16 protein-coding genes and 1 pseudogene are annotated in these 20,667 nt (G+C 32.7%); 3 read left to right on the top strand and 14 right to left on the bottom strand.

Annotated features, from left to right (window positions below; genetic code table 11):
- Positions 1–216: 216 nt before the first annotated feature.
- Together rlmD and CN514_RS00200 are read right to left on the bottom strand one after the other, a co-directional pair.
- Positions 217–1,602 (bottom strand): 23S rRNA (uracil(1939)-C(5))-methyltransferase RlmD, encoded by a 1,386-nt coding sequence (rlmD, locus tag CN514_RS00205; RefSeq protein ID WP_098230799.1) that lies wholly within the window; start codon positions 1,600–1,602, stop codon positions 217–219.
- 13 nt (positions 1,603–1,615) lie between these two features.
- Positions 1,616–2,476: a DNA-3-methyladenine glycosylase family protein gene (locus CN514_RS00200; protein ID WP_098230798.1), complete on the bottom strand. Its 861-nt coding sequence runs from the start codon at positions 2,474–2,476 to the stop codon at positions 1,616–1,618.
- Positions 2,477–3,159: 683 nt separating this feature from the next.
- Between CN514_RS00200 and CN514_RS00195 the strand changes: the two genes are divergently transcribed.
- Positions 3,160–5,889 (top strand): bifunctional glycosyltransferase/CDP-glycerol:glycerophosphate glycerophosphotransferase, encoded by a 2,730-nt coding sequence (locus CN514_RS00195; RefSeq protein WP_098230796.1) that lies wholly within the window; start codon positions 3,160–3,162, stop codon positions 5,887–5,889.
- Positions 5,890–5,944: 55 nt separating this feature from the next.
- Here CN514_RS00195 and pdaA read toward each other — a convergent pair whose 3' ends face one another.
- From pdaA to CN514_RS25435, 3 genes are all read right to left on the bottom strand, one after another.
- Entirely contained in the window at positions 5,945–6,745 is an 801-nt protein-coding gene (gene pdaA / locus CN514_RS00190; RefSeq protein WP_098230794.1) for a delta-lactam-biosynthetic de-N-acetylase, read from the bottom strand.
- A 378-nt stretch (positions 6,746–7,123) separates the two neighbouring features.
- On the bottom strand, positions 7,124–8,647 hold the full coding sequence (locus tag CN514_RS00185) for a fumarate hydratase (protein ID WP_098230793.1): 1,524 nt from the start codon (positions 8,645–8,647) through the stop codon (positions 7,124–7,126).
- 202 nt (positions 8,648–8,849) lie between these two features.
- Complete coding sequence (locus CN514_RS25435; protein WP_098230791.1) at positions 8,850–9,017, bottom strand: SE1561 family protein; 168 nt, start codon at positions 9,015–9,017, stop codon at positions 8,850–8,852.
- A 198-nt stretch (positions 9,018–9,215) separates the two neighbouring features.
- On the opposite strand from CN514_RS25435, the gene yfkAB reads away from it, so the two are divergent.
- Positions 9,216–10,343: a radical SAM/CxCxxxxC motif protein YfkAB gene (gene yfkAB / locus CN514_RS00175; protein WP_098230789.1), complete on the top strand. Its 1,128-nt coding sequence runs from the start codon at positions 9,216–9,218 to the stop codon at positions 10,341–10,343.
- A gap of 97 nt (positions 10,344–10,440) precedes the next feature.
- Here the strand turns inward: yfkAB and CN514_RS00170 are convergent, their stop codons facing one another.
- The 3 genes from CN514_RS00170 to cax all read right to left on the bottom strand — a co-directional run bounded on the left by CN514_RS00170 (position 10,441) and on the right by cax (position 13,027).
- Entirely contained in the window at positions 10,441–11,244 is an 804-nt protein-coding gene (locus tag CN514_RS00170) for a YfkD famly protein (RefSeq protein ID WP_098230788.1), read from the bottom strand.
- A 90-nt stretch (positions 11,245–11,334) separates the two neighbouring features.
- A complete protein-coding gene (locus CN514_RS00165) occupies positions 11,335–11,943 on the bottom strand; it encodes a YczE/YyaS/YitT family protein (protein WP_353652046.1) in 609 nt (202 codons plus the stop codon).
- A gap of 25 nt (positions 11,944–11,968) precedes the next feature.
- The gene (gene cax, locus CN514_RS00160; RefSeq protein ID WP_098230786.1) at positions 11,969–13,027 is read right to left on the bottom strand and encodes a calcium/proton exchanger; all 1,059 of its coding nucleotides are present in this window, start codon (positions 13,025–13,027) and stop codon (positions 11,969–11,971) included.
- Positions 13,028–13,284: 257 nt separating this feature from the next.
- Between cax and CN514_RS00155 the strand changes: the two genes are divergently transcribed.
- Positions 13,285–13,695, top strand: a complete 411-nt coding sequence (locus CN514_RS00155) for a pyridoxamine 5'-phosphate oxidase family protein (RefSeq protein WP_098230785.1) — start codon at positions 13,285–13,287, stop codon at positions 13,693–13,695.
- 619 nt (positions 13,696–14,314) lie between these two features.
- Here CN514_RS00155 and CN514_RS00150 read toward each other — a convergent pair.
- From CN514_RS00150 to CN514_RS00125, 6 genes and pseudogenes are all read right to left on the bottom strand, one after another.
- Positions 14,315–14,830, bottom strand: a complete 516-nt coding sequence (locus CN514_RS00150) for a VanZ family protein (protein ID WP_098230783.1) — start codon at positions 14,828–14,830, stop codon at positions 14,315–14,317.
- A gap of 13 nt (positions 14,831–14,843) precedes the next feature.
- Complete coding sequence (galU, locus tag CN514_RS00145; protein ID WP_098230782.1) at positions 14,844–15,731, bottom strand: UTP--glucose-1-phosphate uridylyltransferase GalU; 888 nt, start codon at positions 15,729–15,731, stop codon at positions 14,844–14,846.
- Between the two features lie 136 nt (positions 15,732–15,867).
- Positions 15,868–16,644 (bottom strand): annotated as a pseudogene (gene tagH / locus CN514_RS00140) (teichoic acids export ABC transporter ATP-binding subunit TagH); the annotation flags it as partial.
- Between the two features lie 12 nt (positions 16,645–16,656).
- Positions 16,657–17,457, bottom strand: a complete 801-nt coding sequence (locus CN514_RS00135) for an ABC transporter permease (protein WP_098230779.1) — start codon at positions 17,455–17,457, stop codon at positions 16,657–16,659.
- Complete coding sequence (locus CN514_RS00130; protein ID WP_098230777.1) at positions 17,454–18,740, bottom strand: nucleotide sugar dehydrogenase; 1,287 nt, start codon at positions 18,738–18,740, stop codon at positions 17,454–17,456. The genes CN514_RS00135 and CN514_RS00130 overlap by 4 nt, the downstream gene beginning before the upstream one ends.
- Positions 18,741–18,809: 69 nt before the next feature.
- On the bottom strand, positions 18,810–20,667 hold a 1,858-nt coding region (locus tag CN514_RS00125; protein ID WP_176525731.1), incomplete at its 5' end, for a CDP-glycerol glycerophosphotransferase family protein.

Genomic DNA, 20,667 nt, shown 5'->3' with positions numbered 1-20,667 from the left:
AAATAGTCCATAGTGGTAAATATTCCCTAAATCTTATTTTTTATTTATGAAGATTAAACTTTTTGGAGCTAGGAGGATGAATTTTGAAAGAATGGAAGGAATAAAAACTTTTGAATCTGAAAAACTAAAAAACTGACCCTAAAACACTTCAGTTTGGCAAATCTCTTAAAAGAAGAAAAAGGCAACGTACTAATTTCCGCTGCCTTTTATTTTGTATTATTTAATTTTTAAAACAAGTTCAGCCACGCACTCAACATGAGCAGTATGCGGAAACATATCAACAGGTTGCAAATACTTGACATCATAACTCTTACTCAATACCTTTAAATCCCTAGCTAAAGTAGAAGGATTACAAGAAACATATACTAATTTCTTCGGTTTAATCTTTAATACCGTATTTAAAAACTCCTCATCACAACCAGTTCTCGGTGGATCCGTTATGATAACATCTGGTTTCCAACCTTCGTTTAACCATTTCGGTAATACTTGTTCAGCTTTACCTGCTTCGTAATGAGTATTTGTAAAGCCATGGCTTAGGGCATTTGTTTTCGCATCGATGATTGCTTCATTCGTTACGTCCATGCCTCGAACTTCTTTTGCGTCTTTTGCTAGCCATAGTCCGATTGTCCCTACTCCACAATAAGCATCTACGACTTTTTCTGTTCCAGTAAGTGCCGCTGCTTTTTTGACTTCATCATATAGCTTAACTGTTTGTTCAGGATTTAATTGGAAAAACGCTCTTGCCGAAAGTTCGAATGATAAGTCTCCAAGCTTTTCTTCAATTACTTCTTCTCCTGATAAATAAACAGTTTCGCGACCAAAGATCACTGAAGTCATTTGATTATTAATGTTTTGCATTAAGCTTGTCACTTCAGGAATTCGCTTTTTAATTTCACTGATTAGTTCATTTTTCTGAGGAAAATCTTTCGTTCCAGTTACAAGTACTAATTGGATTTGACCTGTACGTAAACCAACTCGCGCTACGATTGTTCGAATTACCCCTTTATTTTTTCGTTCATTATAAACAGGGATATTTAATCGAGTTAAAATTTTCTTCACTTTACCTGTAATTTTATTTAAATCCTCGTGTTGGATCGGGCAATGGCCAATATCTACAACATTATGAGAGTTTTGTGTATATAATCCAGCGATGATTTTATTTTTTTCTAGCCCAGCTTGAAGCTGACTTTTGTTTCGATAATTCCAAGGATTTTCCATACCAATTGTTTCTTTAATTGGTGTTTTTTCTAGTAAATCTTTCGCATACTTTTCCATTGCTTGGATGACAATGTCGCGTTTATATCGAAGTTGTCCCTCATAAGATGCATGCTGAATTTGACAGCCACCACATTTTTCGTAGATTTTACAAGTCGGCTCTACACGATCTGGTGATGTTTTTCGAATACGTTGAATTTTCCCTTCAGCAAAACCGTTACGTACATTCGTTACCTCTGCTACTACTTCCTCACCAGGTAATGCACCTTTAATGAAGACTACTTGTCTTTTGAAGTAGCCGACACCTTCACCATTAATCCCAATACGTTTGATTGTTATAGGAAAAGATTGGCCTACTTCTAATTTATTTTCTAACTGATTGCTCATATATACAACTCCATTATTCTATGCTCTTCCAAAGATAAAGGGCCGCGTAGCTTCCAAACGGAGAAACCTGCTCTTTTACATAATCCATTATTTCTTTCGAAGGCTTTTCATCTAAATTTAAAAGCTTTTGAAGTGCGATTTGAATTCCAACATCACCAACCGGGAAAATATCTTTTCGACCTAGACCAAATAATAAGAAGTTTTCAACTGTCCAAGGACCGACTCCCTTAAGCTTGATTAACTCCTTTGAAATGTCCTCTGATGATAATGTCCGATAATCTTGATGACTTAAAACCCCTTCACTCCAAGCTTTAGCAATTCCAATCATATATTCAGCTTTTCTAGTACTAAGCTGTAAATCTCTTAATTCATCTATTGATAAATTAGCAATTATTTCAGGAGATGGAAAAAACCATGAATTACCAATTCTTTCACCATACATTCGAACAAATCGTTTTGTTACTTGGATTGCAAATGTACGCTGTATTTGTTGATGAATAATACATGTAATTAAACAGGCAAAAGGATCATTTGAAACGGTAATTGGTGTATGTCCAAAAAGGTCAATTAGAGGAGAAATTGTAGTTTGTCTTAAATGATGATGTAGTTCTTCAAATTCTGTTTGCCACTGCAAAATAGTAGCGACTTCTTCGAGAATTTTCTCTTTATTTTCATGTTCACTAATGACTTCAAACTGAACCGGAGCATCATTTATTTTCTTAACCTTTACAACTGCTTGATCCCCATCAATATACAATGGAATGCTTAACCGCTTTTCAGCAGAATGCACTGTAAATGTTGGCTCATGCTCTAATCTCTTTAAAACTTCTTCCCATTGATATGGTGTCTCTAAAGCAACCTCTTCCTTCCACATTCACCCGTTCCTCCTTAATTACTCTGAAGTGTATTATAGCATAACAAGTACCGCTTAAGAAAATTTGTGTGAAACGCAAAAAAACTAGAGAATGATCTCTAGTTTAGGTGTGTAGAAAAGTACAAAAAAAGCTTGGGGACTAGTCAAGCTTTCTTTGACACATTAAATTTTAAGGGAATGGGGAAACTTTCAAGTCCAATCAGGTTTCAAAACTTATCAAACATCGCTACAGCGGTATTGATATTTGCCATACTTAAATGATAACGATTATCATTATCAAAGTCAAGTGTTGAATAAAAATAATTTGAATCTTTTTTTATCATTTTTTATTTGGAGCTACTCTCTTCACCCTTAAAAACTCTTTAAATAATTAGAGATAACAGTGTGAAGACAAATAACTAAAAACTTGATTATCAGACTGATTGCAAGCGCTTGTCTTTCGAGGCGCGAAGTCTGGTGAGGAGCGGAATTACCCTAAACGGTAATGAGCACCGCTCAACAGGCGAAGCAACGAAGAAAGCGAGCGCTTGGCGGGCAGTCTGATATCTCTATTCATAATTGGAGATAATACAAGTACGATACCTACTTACCATTCGTAAATTCTGTTCTTTCGAAGACGCATTAGGTTATAATTTATGATAAACTATTTAATTGAAAGTAGAGACTAGTGAGGTAAGACTATTATGGAAAAAGCAAAAGTTAGTGTAGTCGTTGTTGCACATAATCATGAAGATGTCTTAAAAGATTGCCTAAACAGTATACAAGGTCAATCATTAACTGATATTGAAACGATTATTATAGACAACGGTTCATCTGATAATAGTAAAGAAATAATTGAGAAATATTCGAATTCACATAAAAATATTCGCTTTATATCATTAGAGCTAATGACAAAAAACAAAGCACGTAACATAGGATTACACGAAGCTACTGGAGAATTTGTGGCATTTATCGATGCGGATGATATTGTAAATCCTTCAGCCTATGAAAATTTATATAACGGTGCAATCAAGGATGATACTGATATTGCTTTAGGAAATATACAATTATTCAATGGTACAAGAAAATGGGAGCACCATGAATTAAAATCAATCATAAAAAAAGATTTACCAACAATACGTGAGTTTCATAAACATCCAGAACTTCTGTTAAATCCTTCTATTAAAAATATGATGATTAAAAGAAGTTTAATAATCGACAATCAATTGCAATTCAATGAGCTATTAACTGAACAACAAGATTTATTATTTACCCAACAATCTTTTATTTGTTCAAATAAAGTTTACGTAACTTCAGATATCGTCATAAAAGTGAGAGATTTAACAAACAGTGATGTTATTAAACAAACTAGTACGTTAGAATTTTTTGATAACCTTCTCGTTACTCAAACTGAATTAATAAACTATTATAATCTGAAAAATATCACCTCTCATTACTCGCATGTTGAGAAAAAATTATGGGATTATTATTTAACGTCTTTACTGACAAAGGCATATTATTTCCCTTCTGAACAGTACAATGAACTTTTAAGGATTTCATCGGATTTTGCTAAAAACTTATCTGAAAAACTGATGGAAAATAATACTTCTAAAATTAGTAAAGTATTTTATACTATTTTTCTTAATCAAAATCCAGAAGAATTTCATTTATTAATGACTCTATTATCAGATCGTACCTTACAAAAAGGAGCAGTGATGATAGAGGGAAAATATTATCATTATTTTGCAAAGTATTTTCCGAAATATAAAGAATACCTGGAAATTAAGGAATTTAATTTACATCAAAAAATTGAAATCCTTTCGTTACGCGGTGACCGCTTGCAAGTTGGTGGCTTCGCATTTATCGAGGAAATTAATAATTTAGATTCTATTAAGGAATTACAGTTTAAAAATAAATCAAATGGGCAGCTAATTACAGTTACACTCGAAACACTTGAGCGATCTGATTTGTCCTATCTTTTCTCAAAAAATAGTATCAATTATAGCGATGGTGGCTATAAAACAACTACACTTGAGCTAAGTAAAATATTACCTGATGGGGAATATGAAGTGTTTATCTCAGTAACAGTTGGAGATATTTCATTAAAAAAACCACTTCATATATTCTATTTTTCAACAAAGGCAAATTCAAAACCAGCTACAACTAAAACACATAGTATCGTACCTTATTTTCCAAAGAAAAATTTACACATTCGAATCAAAAAAACAGGCCTACTTGGAAAATTAAAAACAAAAATCCAAAAATCATTCCGTGATATCGTTTATGAATTTGGGTTACTTGTACTAAGAAGAGAATGGAAGTCATTCCTTATTTTTTACCTTTACCGCTTAACCCAAAGATACTATCGAAATAAGCATATTTGGTTAATTGGAGAACGAAAAGATACGGCACAAGATAATTCTTACCATTTATTCAAGTACATTCAACAAAATAAAATAAGAGATAACTGTTACTATTTGATTGATAAAAAGGCAAAGGATTACGAATATATAAAAGAATTCGGAAACATTGTACAATATGGAAGTTTAAAGCACACTCTTTACTTATTAACTTGTGATAAAACAATTAATGCCTATTCAGAGCGTGCCAACATGTATACGCACGAGTACTTACAAGTTTTAAAATGTCATCCTGAGTGGCAGCAAAATCAAAAAATCCTTATTCAACATGGCGTTATTGGAGTTAGTCGTGTAAATCATGTACTGAATAAAAATCGAATGGGCTATTCATTATTTATCGTTTCATCTGATTTTGAAAAGGATCATATTGTGAACGAATTCGGTTATGCTGAAAATGAAGTTGCCGTTACAGGATTGGCTAGATGGGATGCGCTTGAAAATACAGGGAATGGCAAAACCATTTTAATCATGCCAACATGGAGAAACTGGAATAAAAGTACTCAGCAATTAATGAACTCTGAATACTTTAACCGTTATTTTTCTTTACTTAGTAATCCCGAGTTACATCAAATCTTAGAAAAAAATGATTTAAATATTATTTTCTATCCGCACTACCAGACTCAAATTTATATGAAGGATGTTCCAGATTTCCATAAAAGGATAAAGGTAATCCGTCAAGGTGAAGAAACTGTTCAATCTCTATTAAAAAGATCAGATTTATTAATCACTGATTACTCAACAGTTTCATTTGATTTTTCATATATGGAAAAACCAGTTATTTTCTATCAGTTTGACTATAAGCGATTTTATTATGAGCATTACAACCAAGGACCAATTACACAAGACTTACTTTTTGGAGAAGTTGTAACTGAAGAAGAGCAAGTTCTTAACGGAATAAAAAAATTCGCTAATAAAGATAAACAATTCCTAGAAAATACAGTCGAAAATCCATTTGTCATCAAAACACCAAAGCAACATGCTAAACTAAACTACGAAGCAATCGCAAACCGTTAAGTGTAAAAAAGCTAATGATTAAAGCAGTTAATAAAACTGCTTAATCATTAGCTTATTATTTTTTAGGTAGATAAAAGCTTGGATCAAATCCGCTTCTCTCCATCATTAAGTCATCTAAGCTTTTAAATTGATATCCTCGTTTATGTAGGCCAGTAATAATTGCATCCATCGCTTCTGCATTATCCTTCGATACAGTATGCATTAATATAACTGCTCCAGGATGAATCATTTTCATCACATTATCATAAGCATATTTCCAACCTCTTTGTTGATCAACCTTCCAATCAACATATGCCAATGACCAGAAAATATTTTCATATCCCTGTTTATTAACTAGTTTCAATGTACGTTCGCTAAAAACTCCTCTTGCAGGTCTGAAATATTTCATGTCTGATTTGCCAGTCAATTCCTGGTATGCCATTTTTACTTGTTCCAATTCCTCAATAATCTTTTGATCACCAATCGTTGTCATATCAGGATGACTCCATGAATGGTTTCCCACTATATGCCCCTCATTAACCATTCGTTTCACCAATTCAGGATTTTCCTTAATATAATGCCCTGTTATAAAAAAAGTCCCGTGAACACCATGCTTCTTTAGAACATCCAAAAACTTTGGTGTAAAGCCATTTTCATAACCATTGTCAAAAGTTAAATAAACATCTTTTTTTGTAGTATCCCCTAAATAAACTGACCCCGTATTTGATAACAATTTATTAAGTTCCACACCAGCATCAGGTGGAGTCTCATTTTTTGCAGGAACAATCCCCCAGCCATGTGGCGCATTACTATAAGCAAATGTTGTACTAGGAAATACTAAAAAGAAAGTAAGAATATATACAATAATTTTTTTCAATTCATTCACCTCACTTAAAAATAGTATCTGTAAATAAATTAGAAATATGAAAAGAAATACTGCACTTTTGATATAAAACTAAATTTTTCTAACAAGGATTTTTGATGAAAAGCAGATGCGGATTCGTTTTTCGATTTGGCCTGAACTTTTTTGGACTTAGGACCATTAATTTACCCTAAAATTAGACTTTTTCTTCATGATTTAACTACTTATTTGCAGTTCTTTTCCTTTATTTGTACTATCCGCATCTTTATTTGCAGTCTACATTCCTTTATTTGCAACAACCACATTTTTATTTGCAGTCTTCTTATTTGCAGCTCTAATACCCAACAAAAAAGCAATGCCAAAAAAATGACATTGCCTCATAAAACCCAATAATTAAAATACCTTCTCAGCCATAGTAGCCAATTTCTCAAGTGAACTCTTATCCACATCTTTATGCAATGAATTACCATGAGAATCCATTGTTACGACTGCTTTGAAGTCTTCAACTTGTAAGTGCCACATAGCTTCAGGAATACCAAACTCTAGGTAGTTTACGTCTTTTACTTCTTTAATACATTGTGAGTAGTATTGTGCTGCTCCACCAATTGCATTTAAATAAACGCCGCCGTGTTCTTCTAGAGCTTTTAATGTTTTTGCACCCATTCCGCCTTTACCGATTACAGCGCGAATGCCGAATTTTTTCATGATATCGCCTTGGTATGGCTCCTCACGAATACTTGTTGTTGGACCAGCTGCTTTAATGTGATAGTTGCCTTCTTCATCTTTTAATACTACAGGTCCACAGTGGTAAATAATTTGTCCATTTAAATCGACTGGACAATCGTGGTCTTTTAAATGATGATGAATTGCGTCGCGTCCTGTGTACATCATGCCACTAATTGAAACGACATCTCCAACTTTTAAATCACGGATTTGTTCTTCTGTAATTGGAGCTACTAATTTCACTTCGCGTGGTGCTTCAGTCGTTTCATCCGTTTCATTTGTAAAGCTAATTTCTTCGCCTTCGCGATATAACCATTCTGAAATATCACCAGTTTCAGGGTTGATTTTCATTCCTAAACGACGGAATGCCCAGCAGTTATAAGCTACTGATACGAAGAAGCTCGCAGGTAGTCGGTTCATTACACCGATTTTACAGCCAAGTAGAGTTGTTTCTCCACCAAAGCCCATTGTTCCTACGCCAAGCTTGTTCGCATTTTCCATAATGTAATCTTCCATTGCTTTAAGCTCTGGAATTGAATTTTCATCATCAGATAAACGGAATAATTGATCTTTAGCAAGCTCATAACCGCTAGTACGGTCTCCACCAATACCAACTCCGATGAAACCTGCGCTACAGCCTTGTCCTTGTGCTTGGTATACGCTGTGTAAAATACATTTACGGATACCATCTAAGTCACGACCTGCTTTTCCAAGCCCTTCAAGTTCGCATGGTAAGCTGTATTGGATGTTTTTATTTTCACATCCGCCACCTTTTAAGATTAGGCGAATATCGATATACTCACTCTCATGTTGCTCAAATTTAACAACTGGAGTACCTGGTCCTAAGTTATTTCCGCTGTTTTTACCAAATAAAGAATCTACAGAGTTAGAACGAAGTTTACCATCTTTTGTAGCTTGTTCAATAGCAGCATAAATTGCTTCTTTTATCACAAGTTGGTTTACCCCAACTGGCGTTTTCACTTTAAAAGTTGGCATACCAGTATCTTGGCAAATTGGTGAAACATCGCCTTCAGCCATCATGATATTGTTTGTAATCGTTTCCAATGCGATGGCACTTCTTGTACCTGCAGTTTCACTTGCTTTAGCTTGTCTGATTGCTTTACGTACGTCTTTTGGTAGATTTGTTGATGTTTCTACAATTAATTGATAAATACTTTCCTGTATGTGTTGCATTCATGCTCCCCCTTAAAACCCTTTATAAAAATACTGAATGTTCCCCTCTTCATTATAATACAATTTTTAATAAACGGAATAAAAAAAGCCCTTCAGAATTAGTTTCTGATTTGGGCAAATATTTAGCTATTTCTATAGTTAACAATTAAACAATGTACACATTCTGTTTGCTTTCCAATAAAAAAAGCCCATTACAATGGACTCAATCTGGGCGATTTACTTCACGACATTTACTTTCTAAGTCATCTAAAACTGATAATAATTGATCTAGCTCTTCTAAGCTCACTTCTTCAGCTTCTAATGATTCGATTGTTTCCATTACTGAATTAAAACGTTCTTTAATATAGGATAATTGTTCTGTGTTTGACATGAAATGATCGTCCTTTCTAATACAATTGCTAGTAATATTATACCCTTATTCTCCTATATATCGTAAACTTTCGACATTTTTTTAAATTTTAGGAAGTTATTCCTATACAAGGTTTCACTTTCTTTCTTATAATAGTTGAGGAAAATTAAATTAGTCTAATACTTATGGGTGCAGTTTTGTACCTAAAGGAGTAATCACATGAAAAAATTATTACAACAAATAACACCTACATATGATCCTTGGGAAGCATATTTAGATGTTGAAGAGTATGGTAAGAACATGCTTACAAATGTAGAGTTTACGACTACAACGATTTGTAATATGCGCTGTGAGCATTGTGCTGTCGGATATACTTTACAACCTAAGGATCCAAATCCACTACCTACCCAGCTAGTTTTAAATCGCTTAGAAGAGATAGAGAAGCTTCGTTGCATTAGTATCACTGGTGGAGAACCGATGCTTTCAAATAAAATGTTGAACGGATATGTTGTGCCTTTATTGAAATATGCACATGAACGTGGCGTACGTACTCAAATTAATTCAAATCTAACATTAGATTTTGAAAGATACGAAAAAATAATTCCTTATTTAGACGTGCTACATATCTCTCATAACTGGGGAACTGTTGATGAATTTGTAGAAGCAGGATTTGCGATGATGGAACGTAAGCCGACATATGCGCAGCGCGCTAAATTATTCGAAAACATGATTGAAAACAGCCGACGACTGGCTGATGCTGGAGTTATGGTATCCGCTGAAACAATGTTAAACAAACGTACACTTCCATACTTAGAAAAAATCCATCGTCAAATTATAGAAGAAATGAAATGTCAAAGGCACGAAGTTCACCCTATGTATGCCAGCGATTTCGCAAGTACATTAGAAGTCCTGACAAAATCAGAGCTACGCGAAGCAATTTCGACTTTACTTGATGTACGTGATGAAAATATTTGGATGCTATTTGGTACTCTACCATTTTATCCATGTAGCGATGATCAAAACGATTTAGACATCATTCAGAGATTATATAATAGTAAAAATGTAACATTACGAAATGACCCTGATGGTCGTTCTCGCTTAAATGTAAATGTATTTGATGGTAGCATCATCGTTACTGACTTCGGTGATGTACCTCATCTAGGTAATATTCAAACCCATACACTACAAGAAGCATATGATACTTGGACATTATCAAAAACTGCAAATGAACTAAGCTGTCATTGTCCAGCAGTTAAATGCTTAGGACCTAATATTCTTGTAAAAAACAGCTATTATCCTGAAACTGATTTTTCGAATAGAAGTACTAAGATTTTAAAGGGAAATTAAATCCTTGAAAAAGAGCATGTCATAATTATGGCATGTTTTTTTGTGTACTTAAAACAAAAAACCACAAGGAAAATAATCTACCTTGTGGATCTCTCTATTATCTAGGGTGTGGTGATGCAAAATAACCAAATGAAACATAATCTTGAACAGGAATCCATGCACCTACACCTTGTGATACTACATTTTTAACTTGTAGAGTTCTTTTATTACCTTTTAAGATTAGGTACACTTCTCCAAATGTGACTTTTCCTTTTTCATTAACTGCAGGAGCATAAGCATATAAATAGCCGAGTTGCTTTGGTGGTACATTATATACTCTCTCGTTTTTAGTTCCAGCTCCAACTACTGTTTGGAATGCAAGTGGGAGAGTTGTTTTCTCTGATGCATCATGCATCATTAAATTAATCACATCATCTGCATTCCTTACTTTAGCAGTTAATCCACCTTTAACAATCTGTTGCGAATTTTGGTAGTATTTTATTCGTCTGTACGCTTTTTCTCCACGATTATCTAGAAAGTTTGTATTAATTTTTTTATATTGCCAATTGATTGTTGTCTCATTTGACTCGTAATTTAAGGGCCAAACTCCTAAGAAAATTTTCGCATTATACCCTATTGCAAATGGTGCTTTGCTGACATATGATTCATTAAACATACGAATTAGATTTGGATTCTCAATTTTTACATTTGATGAATCTAATAACTGTTTAGCTAATCCGCCTGGTTGAAGTTCTGGCAGATCCTGAGTTGGATTTGGGTAAGTATTTTCTTTTGTTACATTTGCAGCAGAACGTGGTACTTTAATATCTGAATGAGCTGCAAAAATTGTTTGTCCATTATTTAAAGAAATAATTAAAATAGCTATATTAACAAGAACGAATGGCTTTAACCATTTAGACATATTCATGCCCCTTTCACAAATAAGGAAATTATTACTCTTAGCATGAACAGTTTATGTAAATATATGTATTCCTTAAATTGAAAAATTTTGCTATGAACTCAGCTTAATATATAGTTTCTCAATTGGACCTCTTAGCCTCTGCAAAATAGGTCCAATACTGAAAGTAATTAAGACGGTTCCAATTCCAATTGGACCTTTTAAAAGAAATGCCAATACTAAGGCAAACACTTCACCAATCGTTTTTGCCACGCCTAAACTTACTCCAAACCGTTTATTTAGCGAGATCATTAAATCATCTATTGGACTTAAGGGAAACTTTGCTTGCAAATAAACCGCAATACCTATAGTCATACTTAAAATAGCTAGTACTAATTGAATATATCTAGTGACCATATTTGAATCAAATAAATGTTCAGACTCTACAGTTAGCCAAAAATCAAGAAATCGTCCAATCAAAATAAACGTAATCGCAGCAAGCCAATCCGGTCTTTTCTTTTGCAAAAAAGCATTTACAAACAACAGTATTGATGAGTTAATGATAATCCAATTTCCAACAGATAAGCCAAAGGTTTTCGACTCACCAACAGCTAATGCATCCCATGCACTAGCTCCAAGTCCAGCTTTAATCGCTAAACTAATTCCTAAAGTTAAAAATAGTAATCCAATTAAATAAAATAGAGTTCTTATTATTATTTTCAAGTATTACCACCTTCAATTTATGTTTTTATAGTAAGTAGAAACCGATCCCCATAATCAAATAAGCAGCTAATAAGGTTAACCCTTCAAACCAGTTTGTATCTCCGTCATTCATAATCGCAATTGTTAAAAATACGGAAGTAATCATCGAAATTAATTCTGGCATGGAAAATATTAATGGCATTCTTTCCCCAATAAACAATGAACAAATCACTAACACTGGCGCTACGAACATGGCAATTTGTAATGATGAACCAACGGCTATTTCTACCGAAACCCCTACTTTATTTTTATATGCCATCACAATTGCAGACGCATGTTCAGCAGCGTTACCAACAATTGCAACAACGATTATACCGATAAATAATTCAGTCCATCCGAACTTATCGCCCACTGTCGTAAACGTGTGAACTAGCTTCTCTGAAACATATCCAACAGCTACAGTAGCTAACGCTAAAATAATCATGGCTTTCCCTGTTTTCCACTCAGCTTCTTCATGTTCTTCTATGATCTCTTGATTTTTAGCTACGTAAACCCCACGATGTGTAACTAATTTGAAGTAAAGTGCTGCTAGATATAAAACCATTAAAACAATCGAAACGCCTACACTAAGTGTCATTTTATCATTTGCAGTCATTTTAACTGAAAAAATTTCAGGAATGACAAAGGCTAGTACTACCGCAAAAATCAATAATCCTGAATTATGTCTCGCATCGTAAACATTAAAGCTTTGACGTTTATATTTTAAACCACCAATAAAAAAGGATAGTCCACCTACAAGTAGTAAGTTTCCTATTACAGAACCTGTTAATGATGCTAACACTACTTCCGATAAGCCATTTTGCAATGCAAAAATCGCGATAATTAACTCTACCGCATTCCCGAATGTCGCATTTAAAAGTCCCCCAATTCTCGGACCTGCTGCAATCGCTAAACTTTCAGTAGCTCTTCCCATAATGCCAGCTAATGCAATAATCGTTAAACAGTAAATGATAAATAATAAAATCTCACTCCAATGCATCAAGCTCCCAATTACCGATAATGGTACACCGATAAATGTAACAATAAAAAATAAACGATGAGCCATAATAACCTCCTAAATAAATTTCCTTATAAATATCATATGCAAAAGACTTAAAAAAATAGGTTTAAATGTAAAACAATTAACAAACACTTAAAGTGTTGATGGCAAAAATCATCTATCACTTGGATAAAAGTTTCGTTTTTACTTATATTGCTCAAAGGATTATGACCTCGAGAACTAGAATTACTTATGTTGGAGATTCGGTTGGTAGAATAGATTTCTACCTTCCCTTCTTCTGAACTAGGAGGGAGTTATTAAAAATGATTCAAGAAAATATTATGAAAGTGCTTAAAGCGAAACAATTAGGTCTATTTACAACTATTCGTGAAGACTTTCCACATAGTTGTTATATGGTATTTTTCTTTAAAGGCCTAACACCTTATATCGCTACAAATAAGAATTCACAAAAGGTAGAAGATATAAAAAAGAATCCAAACGTACATATACTACTTGGTCATGATGGTGAACGATTAGATGATAACTTTGTAGAGATGTTTGCAAGAGCTGAAGTAATTGAAAATGCAGGTCCTGAAGAGAAAGTATGGACTGAGGAATTGTCTAGATGGCTTGAAGGTCCCGAGGATCCTAACTATGTATTGATTCAAATGAATCCAGTTAAAATCGGTTATGTAGAGAAAGCAGGTACAGAACCTACTTTTATAAAGCTTTGAAATATGAAATCTTATCTAACTGAATTTAGGTAAGATTTTTATATTTTATTGAAAAACAATCCTGGCAATTAGTAATTAGATTTTCGTAAAAGGAGTTTAGTGATGTTGATTTCCACTGCGGGATGCTCGCTTTCCATGGGGCGAGATCTGAGCCTCCTCGGCGCGCCTGCGGGGTGTCAGCCTTCCCGCTTTTCCCATAGGAGTCGAGCATCCCTCCGTTACAATCAACTTAATCATCAAAATAAGTCTACATTAAAAAACTGTTTTAATTTCTTTTACTTAGAGTAATAACAGTTCTTTAACCAGTTTTTACTTCAATTAAGTCGAACATTAACTTATAAACTAATCATTTGAACTTATTTTTCTAAAAATTAGTTCTCAATATTTAAAATTCCTAAGCTATAAACTAGAGTTTGTTTATAATAAAAATTATCAAACATACAAATATATAAAATCATTTCTTAATCATCAAAAAAATATTTTTATCATTAATAATGTTCACTTAATTTACATTTTATCTATTGCCCCTTATTATTTCATCACTTTGGAAATGGTTTTTCTTTCTTAATAACTTCTTTCTTGTTACCGTTTATTGTCTCAAACAAAAAAATCCATTCGATTAAACTCGAATGGATTTTTGAACTTTTGCTTTAAGTTTCTTACTTATTAATAAAAATAAAGATGCTCCTATTAGTGCTCCGATCGAATCGATTACTACGTCTTGAACTAGCGGAGTTCGGTTTGCAGTGAAGGATTGGTGAAATTCATCTGAAGCTGCATAAAGGATTGAAAAAATTACGCCTATTAAAAAGGCTCTGTTTACATAAAGCTTTGCTAATCTTGTAGCAAAAAAGGCAAGTAGAAGATAGATTGTAAAATGGGATAGTTTTCGAATAAAGAACTCTGTAAATCCTGCTACTCCAAGCTCTTTTATACTTACTAAATGTCCAGCATAGTTAAAGTGGACAAAGGTAAAATGCTTCATTAGGTCATATAAAAATGTAAAATGGCTTATTTCCGGTCTTATATCTTGTTTTTCATACGGTGTTGCCGATGAATAAAAGATAATGCCAGCTATAAGGATCACAGGTATCCAATAGTTAATAAATGTTTTAAAAGGACTAGAAGTTTTCATTCTAATTTATCTATTAGCCTAATTCATCAATTTTTTGTTTTAAATAGTCTAATAAGTCATCCTTTAAATCATCACGTTGAAGTGCAAAATCGATCGATGTTGTAATAAATCCTAATTTTTCACCAACATCATAGCGCTTACCTTCAAAGTCGTATGCAAATACTCGTTGAATTTTATTCAGCTTTTGAATTGCATCAGTTAATTGGATTTCTCCACCAGCTCCAATTTCTTGTTCTTCTAGGAATTCAAAAATTTCAGGAGTTAATAAATAACGGCCCATAATTGCTAAGTTTGATGGTTGAGTTCCTTTTGCTGGTTTTTCAACAAAATTGCGTACTTGATAACGTCGTCCATCTCGCTCAACTGGGTCAACAATACCATAACGATACGCTTCATCTTCAGGAACTTCTTGTACACCGATTACTGAAGAATGAGTTAACTCGTACTGTTCAATTAATTGTGCAACACCTGGTACGTCTGCTTGTATAATATCATCACCAAGTAGTACAGCAAATGGCTCATCTCCAATAAATTTACGAGCGCACCAAACAGCATGTCCTAATCCTCTTGGCTCTTTTTGTCTAATATAATGAATCTCTACTTTTGAAGACTCTTGTACTCTTTCAAGTATTTCATATTTCTTTTTTTCTAATAGATTTTGTTCTAATTCGAATGAAATATCAAAATGGTCTTCGATTGCTCGTTTACCTTTACCAGTTACGATAATGATGTCCTCAATTCCTGCTTCAATTGCTTCTTCAACAATATATTGAATTGTCGGTTTGTCTACAATTGGTAACATTTCTTTTGGCATTGCTTTTGTAGCCGGTAAGAAACGAGTACCTAATCCCGCGGCTGGGATAATGGCTTTACGTACTTTTTTTACTTTGTTATTTTCCACAATTCATCACCTAGTATTTTAAATTTATTCATACAATTTCTCTATAGTTTTTAATCATTCATTAATAGTATTATTACATTTAATACAAGGAAACCTAAGTTAGATAACTTAGGCATCCTTAAAAGTATAATTAATTATGTTGCATATTTTTTTCACGATCTTTTGCACGTTCTGCAGGTGTTAATTTATTATATTCATTTAGGAAATTTTGATAGTTATCGCATACTTCGTTTATTTCACCATACTCAACTAATTTTCCATAGTGAATCCATAAACCCTTTGTACAGAAGCTTCTAACTTGACCTAATGAGTGACTTATAAAGAAGATTGTTTTTCCTTGTTCTTTAAAATCATTCATTTTATCTAAACAACGTTTTGTAAATGTAGGATCACCAACAGATAATGCTTCATCGATTACCATGATGTCTGGGTCGATATTTACAGAGATGGCAAATCCTAGTCTAGATCTCATACCACTTGAATACGATTTAACTGGTTGATTAATAAATTTTCCAATTTCCGCAAATTCAATAATATCAGGCGTGATTTTTTCAATTTGCTTAATCGTAAGACCCATCATCAAACCTTTAAGTCGAATATTTTCTAAACCAGTCAATCGGTTGTCTAATCCAGCTTGAATGGCAATTAGTGAAGCAACTCCATTTACTTCAACTTCGCCATCATTTGGCATTGTTACACCAGCAATTAAATTAGACATTGTACTTTTACCTGAACCATTTAAACCAATGATCCCTACAATTTCACCTTGTTCAATTTCAAAGGAAATATTTTTTAACGCATGAAAATATTCTCCGCCTCTTCCACCAAAGAATAAATCCTTTAGCTTGTCAGTCGGTTTATTATAAATTTTAAATTTTTTTGTAACATTTTTAAAGACAACTTTTTTTGTCATTCAGTTCACCTTCTATAGGAAATCAACAAACTGCTTCCTGAATTTAACATGAAAAATCGAGCCGATAATGAAAAAGGCTAGCAATACACACCAAAAGTAAATAGTAATTTTAGAAAAAATCAAATTAGAATGTCCATATAATAAGGCGCCACGATATCCTTCTATAATATAGTAGAGTGGATTTAACTTCATTAATTTAGTTAAAATATTTGCACCCTTAGGCTCCCATAAAATAGGTGATAAATATAAAAGCATTCTAGTTAATGATTGAATTAATAAATGAACATCCCTAACCATTGTTGATAAAGTAGATGTAAGTAATGCAAGTGCGATATTAAATAGTAAGCCCACAATCATAAAATAAATTAGTGCAAAAATATTTATATGTTCGATTCCTCGATTTATAATTACACCGATTATTAAGACTGCCATCATAAATAAATGCGTATTGAACCTAGATAAAACTACATAAGATGGAATGATACTTAATGGAAAATTCATTTTTGATACAGTACCGATTCGGTTAAAAATAGAACTTGAACCTTGCATGATTGCTGCACTAATAAAGAACCACGGAATAATACCACAAAGCATCCAAATAAGAAACGGTATACCATTTACTGGTGCTCCATTTCTTATCCCAGTTCCGAAAGTTATCCAGTAAACAGCAATTTGAAATAATGGGTTTAAAAATACCCAAATTACGCCAAGTTGGCTATCTGCATACTCTTTACGTGTTTCATAAGATGAAAGACGAAAAATTAATGATAAGTTTTTAGCATGTTCCTGTAAAACTGTCTTTATACTGTTCATAGATTTACCACATTCTCTTTAATTACTTGGTTTAAATTACCATAATTTACATATATTATTTTTGAATCTTTATTAGGATTAACACAGTTTCTAGTATCAAAAACGATTGGATTTTTCATTAATGGTGCAAATTCTTCAAAATCCATCGCTTTAAATTCGTTATGGTCAGTTAATATTAAAATTAAATGAGCATCTTTTACAGCTTCTTTTGTAGAAAGGAGTTTGAATTTTTCTGAACTAGCAACATGTGGATCATGAGCTGTAACATTAATTCCTTCATTGCGTAATAATTTAATAATATCTATTGCTGGACTTTCGCGCATATCATCCACGTTACCTTTATAAGTCACACCAAAAGCTGCAACTTTAGGATCCTCAACATCGCCTATTAATTTTTTTACATTCTCTACGACATAACTCGGCATAGAAGAATTAGTTTCGCGAGATAGATTTATAATATTTGCAAGTTCTGGTGTTTTTGCAACAATAAAATACGGATCTACCGCTAGACAATGTCCCCCTACTCCAGGACCTGGCGAATGAATATTAACTCGTGGGTGCTTATTAGCCATTTCAATTACATCTAGTACATTAATATCAAGAGTATTACAGATCTTAGTTAATTCATTTGCTAATGCAATGTTTACATCACGAAACGTATTTTCCATCAGCTTTGACATTTCAGCTGTTTTTGCATCCGTACGTATGATCTCACCTTTTACAAAGGTACTATAAACTTTTGCACCCGCTTCTGAACACATTGTAGTGATGCCACCAACAATACGGTTATTATTTATTAATTCAAACATAATTTGTCCGGGTAATACTCGTTCTGGACAATGAACTAAAAATAAATCTTCTCCAACGGTAAAGCCGCATTCTTCTACTAAAGGTTTAACAAAATCATCCATGCTGCGAGGCGCAATAGTAGATTCCACAATTAAGACATTCCCTTTTTGCAAAAAAGGAATAGTCGATTTAACAGCATTTAATACGTATGTTAAATCACAAGATTTGAATTCATCGTCATTATTCGGTGTAGGTACAGCAATAATAAACGCATCTGCTTCCTCCGGTGTTAATGACGCTTTAAATAACCCCTTTGAAACTACATCTTTTACAACTTCAGCTAAACCAGGCTCTTCTATATGAATTTCCCCAGCATTTAATTTATCAACAACACTTTGATGGATATCTACACCTACTACTTCGACACCATGTTTTGCAAACATAGCTGATGTAGGTAAACCAATATATCCTAGTCCGATTGTACAAATTTTCATTTAGAAACTACCTCTTTCAGTATTTTAGTTGATTTTAAAATCAAGAATCAACTGTCAGATAAGCACTCACTATTGTAAATGATTATGCAAATAGTTACAACTTTCTTGATGAGTGTTAATTAATTTTCCATATTTATGCTCAAGCTCTGATGCAATTTTAAAGTTAGACTTTATTGAACTAACGATTGATTCAACTACTTCTTCTTCATTTTGATAGAATACTTCTGGTAACATTTCATTTATATCTTTTTCATTAACAGCATAATCACCAATAAAATAATCAAAACCATACATTACAATGGGCTTCTTAAGAAAAATGAAATCAAATAATATACTCGAATAATCTGTTATTATCATACTACTGCTTTCGATGTAATCTTTTACATTTATTTCAGTGAATTTTTTTAGAATAATATTTGGGTGCTCAGCCTCAAGTAAATCTACATATTCTACCATTCTCGGGTGTAATAAAATAGTTAAAGTAACATTATTTTCCATTAAAGCCGTTAATAATTTTTGATTATTAAAAAGACTCTTCAAACGCTGGTAATATTCGCTTGATAAAAATTCATTTCGATTTCCAATTGATGGTCTCCATGTAAATGTTAACAGTATATTTTTGCCCATAACGTTATTATTTAAAATTTGAGTTCTAGGCAAACCTGTAATAAATAACTGATCCTCGTTAAAACCAAAATGATTCATAAAAATTTCTTTTTCTAACTCAGAAGCACAAGCAATTGAATCAGCAACATCTATTCTAGCATGATAAACATGGTCTACCTTTTTAAAAAGTGTAACCCCATGTCCTACAAAAATTCGTTTTGCATTTCTAAGTGGACGAATATTCGAAGGTAATAGCATATTTACATTGTCAGTACTTACAATATATTTTGCGTTCATACTATAAAATAAATGTTTAAGGCTATAAAACGGAATGGCATTTCCAAGTTTCTTTACTTCCTCATAATCTTTTGAACTTTTCTTAATTAAATAATAAACATCTTCATTTGGATGATTTTGACGACAATATCTAAAATAAGCTGCTCCATTATCATTAAAAGTGTCGCCTAATTTTTCACCAACTAAAATCACTTTTCTACCTTTAAAAAATGGTCTAGATAATTCTTTACAAAGCGTTGCAATAGATAATCTGATTTTTTTACCTTTATCTATTCCTCGATTATTTTTTATCTCTTTAATAGTTGATAATTTCTTGCGAATATTATGTTTAACTTTTGATATTCCTAGTTTCAATTTACTTCCTGAATTTAACCTAAATGCAAATAAATTTTTAGGAGCTAAAATTAGTTCATAGTTTTTATGATTCATTTCAAAATAATAATTTCTACATTTCAACTTAAACGTTCTCGTTGGACCAGTAATTTTTCTAGTTTTTACTTTTCCAAAACAAGTTGTTTCAAGAAACAAATCGTATCTTCCTAAATCGTTTATTTCTAATAAATTTATACTGAAAGAAAAGCCACCATTATGATAATCAGAGATTGCAGTATTATATCTATTTGTATATTTTCTTTCAGCTTCAATAATGAAACGATTTTTAGTATTACGATTAACAAGTACTAATTGATGTGAAATATCTTTGTCTGATGATAAATTAATGTTTTGAAAAAATCCTATGCCGTCAAGTTTAAGAGTAAAATTTTCAAATGAGAAATTCGTTAAATGTGTGACTAATGGTATATGCTCAAAACATTCTGTGATATCGACAGAGACATTTTTTTCATTATAATAGAACGAAAAAATGATCTGATCGTTTTCATTCGAAATACTAATATCTTTTTTACTAACAGCAGATTTGTATCGTTTTATTTCCTCTGTTAAATTCGAGAAGGCTATCGCTTCATCAAACTTATTCTGTATTGCTAGATCTATTAGAATAAAATTAAATAAATTTAATTTAGAA

Source organism: Bacillus sp. AFS001701 (assembly GCF_002559405.1).
In the GTDB taxonomy this organism is placed as follows: domain Bacteria; phylum Bacillota; class Bacilli; order Bacillales; family Bacillaceae_G; genus Gottfriedia.
Note: the sequence above shows the minus strand (reverse complement) of the source record. Positions and strands in the feature narration are given on the sequence as shown.

Excerpts from the sequence above, each read along its gene's own strand:
- CN514_RS25435 (WP_098230791.1), bottom strand. The coding sequence starts at position 9,017 with ATGTCAAACACAGAACAATTATCCTATATTAAAGAACGTTTTAATTCA.
- CN514_RS00150 (WP_098230783.1), bottom strand. The coding sequence starts at position 14,830 with ATGAAAACTTCTAGTCCTTTTAAAACATTTATTAACTATTGGATACCT.
- CN514_RS00135 (WP_098230779.1), bottom strand. The coding sequence starts at position 17,457 with ATGAACAGTATAAAGACAGTTTTACAGGAACATGCTAAAAACTTATCA.
- CN514_RS00195 (WP_098230796.1), top strand. The coding sequence starts at position 3,160 with ATGGAAAAAGCAAAAGTTAGTGTAGTCGTTGTTGCACATAATCATGAA.
- CN514_RS00185 (WP_098230793.1), bottom strand. The coding sequence starts at position 8,647 with ATGCAACACATACAGGAAAGTATTTATCAATTAATTGTAGAAACATCA.
- CN514_RS00155 (WP_098230785.1), top strand. The coding sequence starts at position 13,285 with ATGATTCAAGAAAATATTATGAAAGTGCTTAAAGCGAAACAATTAGGT.
- rlmD (WP_098230799.1), bottom strand. The coding sequence starts at position 1,602 with ATGAGCAATCAGTTAGAAAATAAATTAGAAGTAGGCCAATCTTTTCCT.
- cax (WP_098230786.1), bottom strand. The coding sequence starts at position 13,027 with ATGGCTCATCGTTTATTTTTTATTGTTACATTTATCGGTGTACCATTA.
- CN514_RS00170 (WP_098230788.1), bottom strand. The coding sequence starts at position 11,244 with ATGTCTAAATGGTTAAAGCCATTCGTTCTTGTTAATATAGCTATTTTA.
- CN514_RS00130 (WP_098230777.1), bottom strand. The coding sequence starts at position 18,740 with ATGAAAATTTGTACAATCGGACTAGGATATATTGGTTTACCTACATCA.
- yfkAB (WP_098230789.1), top strand. The coding sequence starts at position 9,216 with ATGAAAAAATTATTACAACAAATAACACCTACATATGATCCTTGGGAA.
- CN514_RS00200 (WP_098230798.1), bottom strand. The coding sequence starts at position 2,476 with ATGTGGAAGGAAGAGGTTGCTTTAGAGACACCATATCAATGGGAAGAA.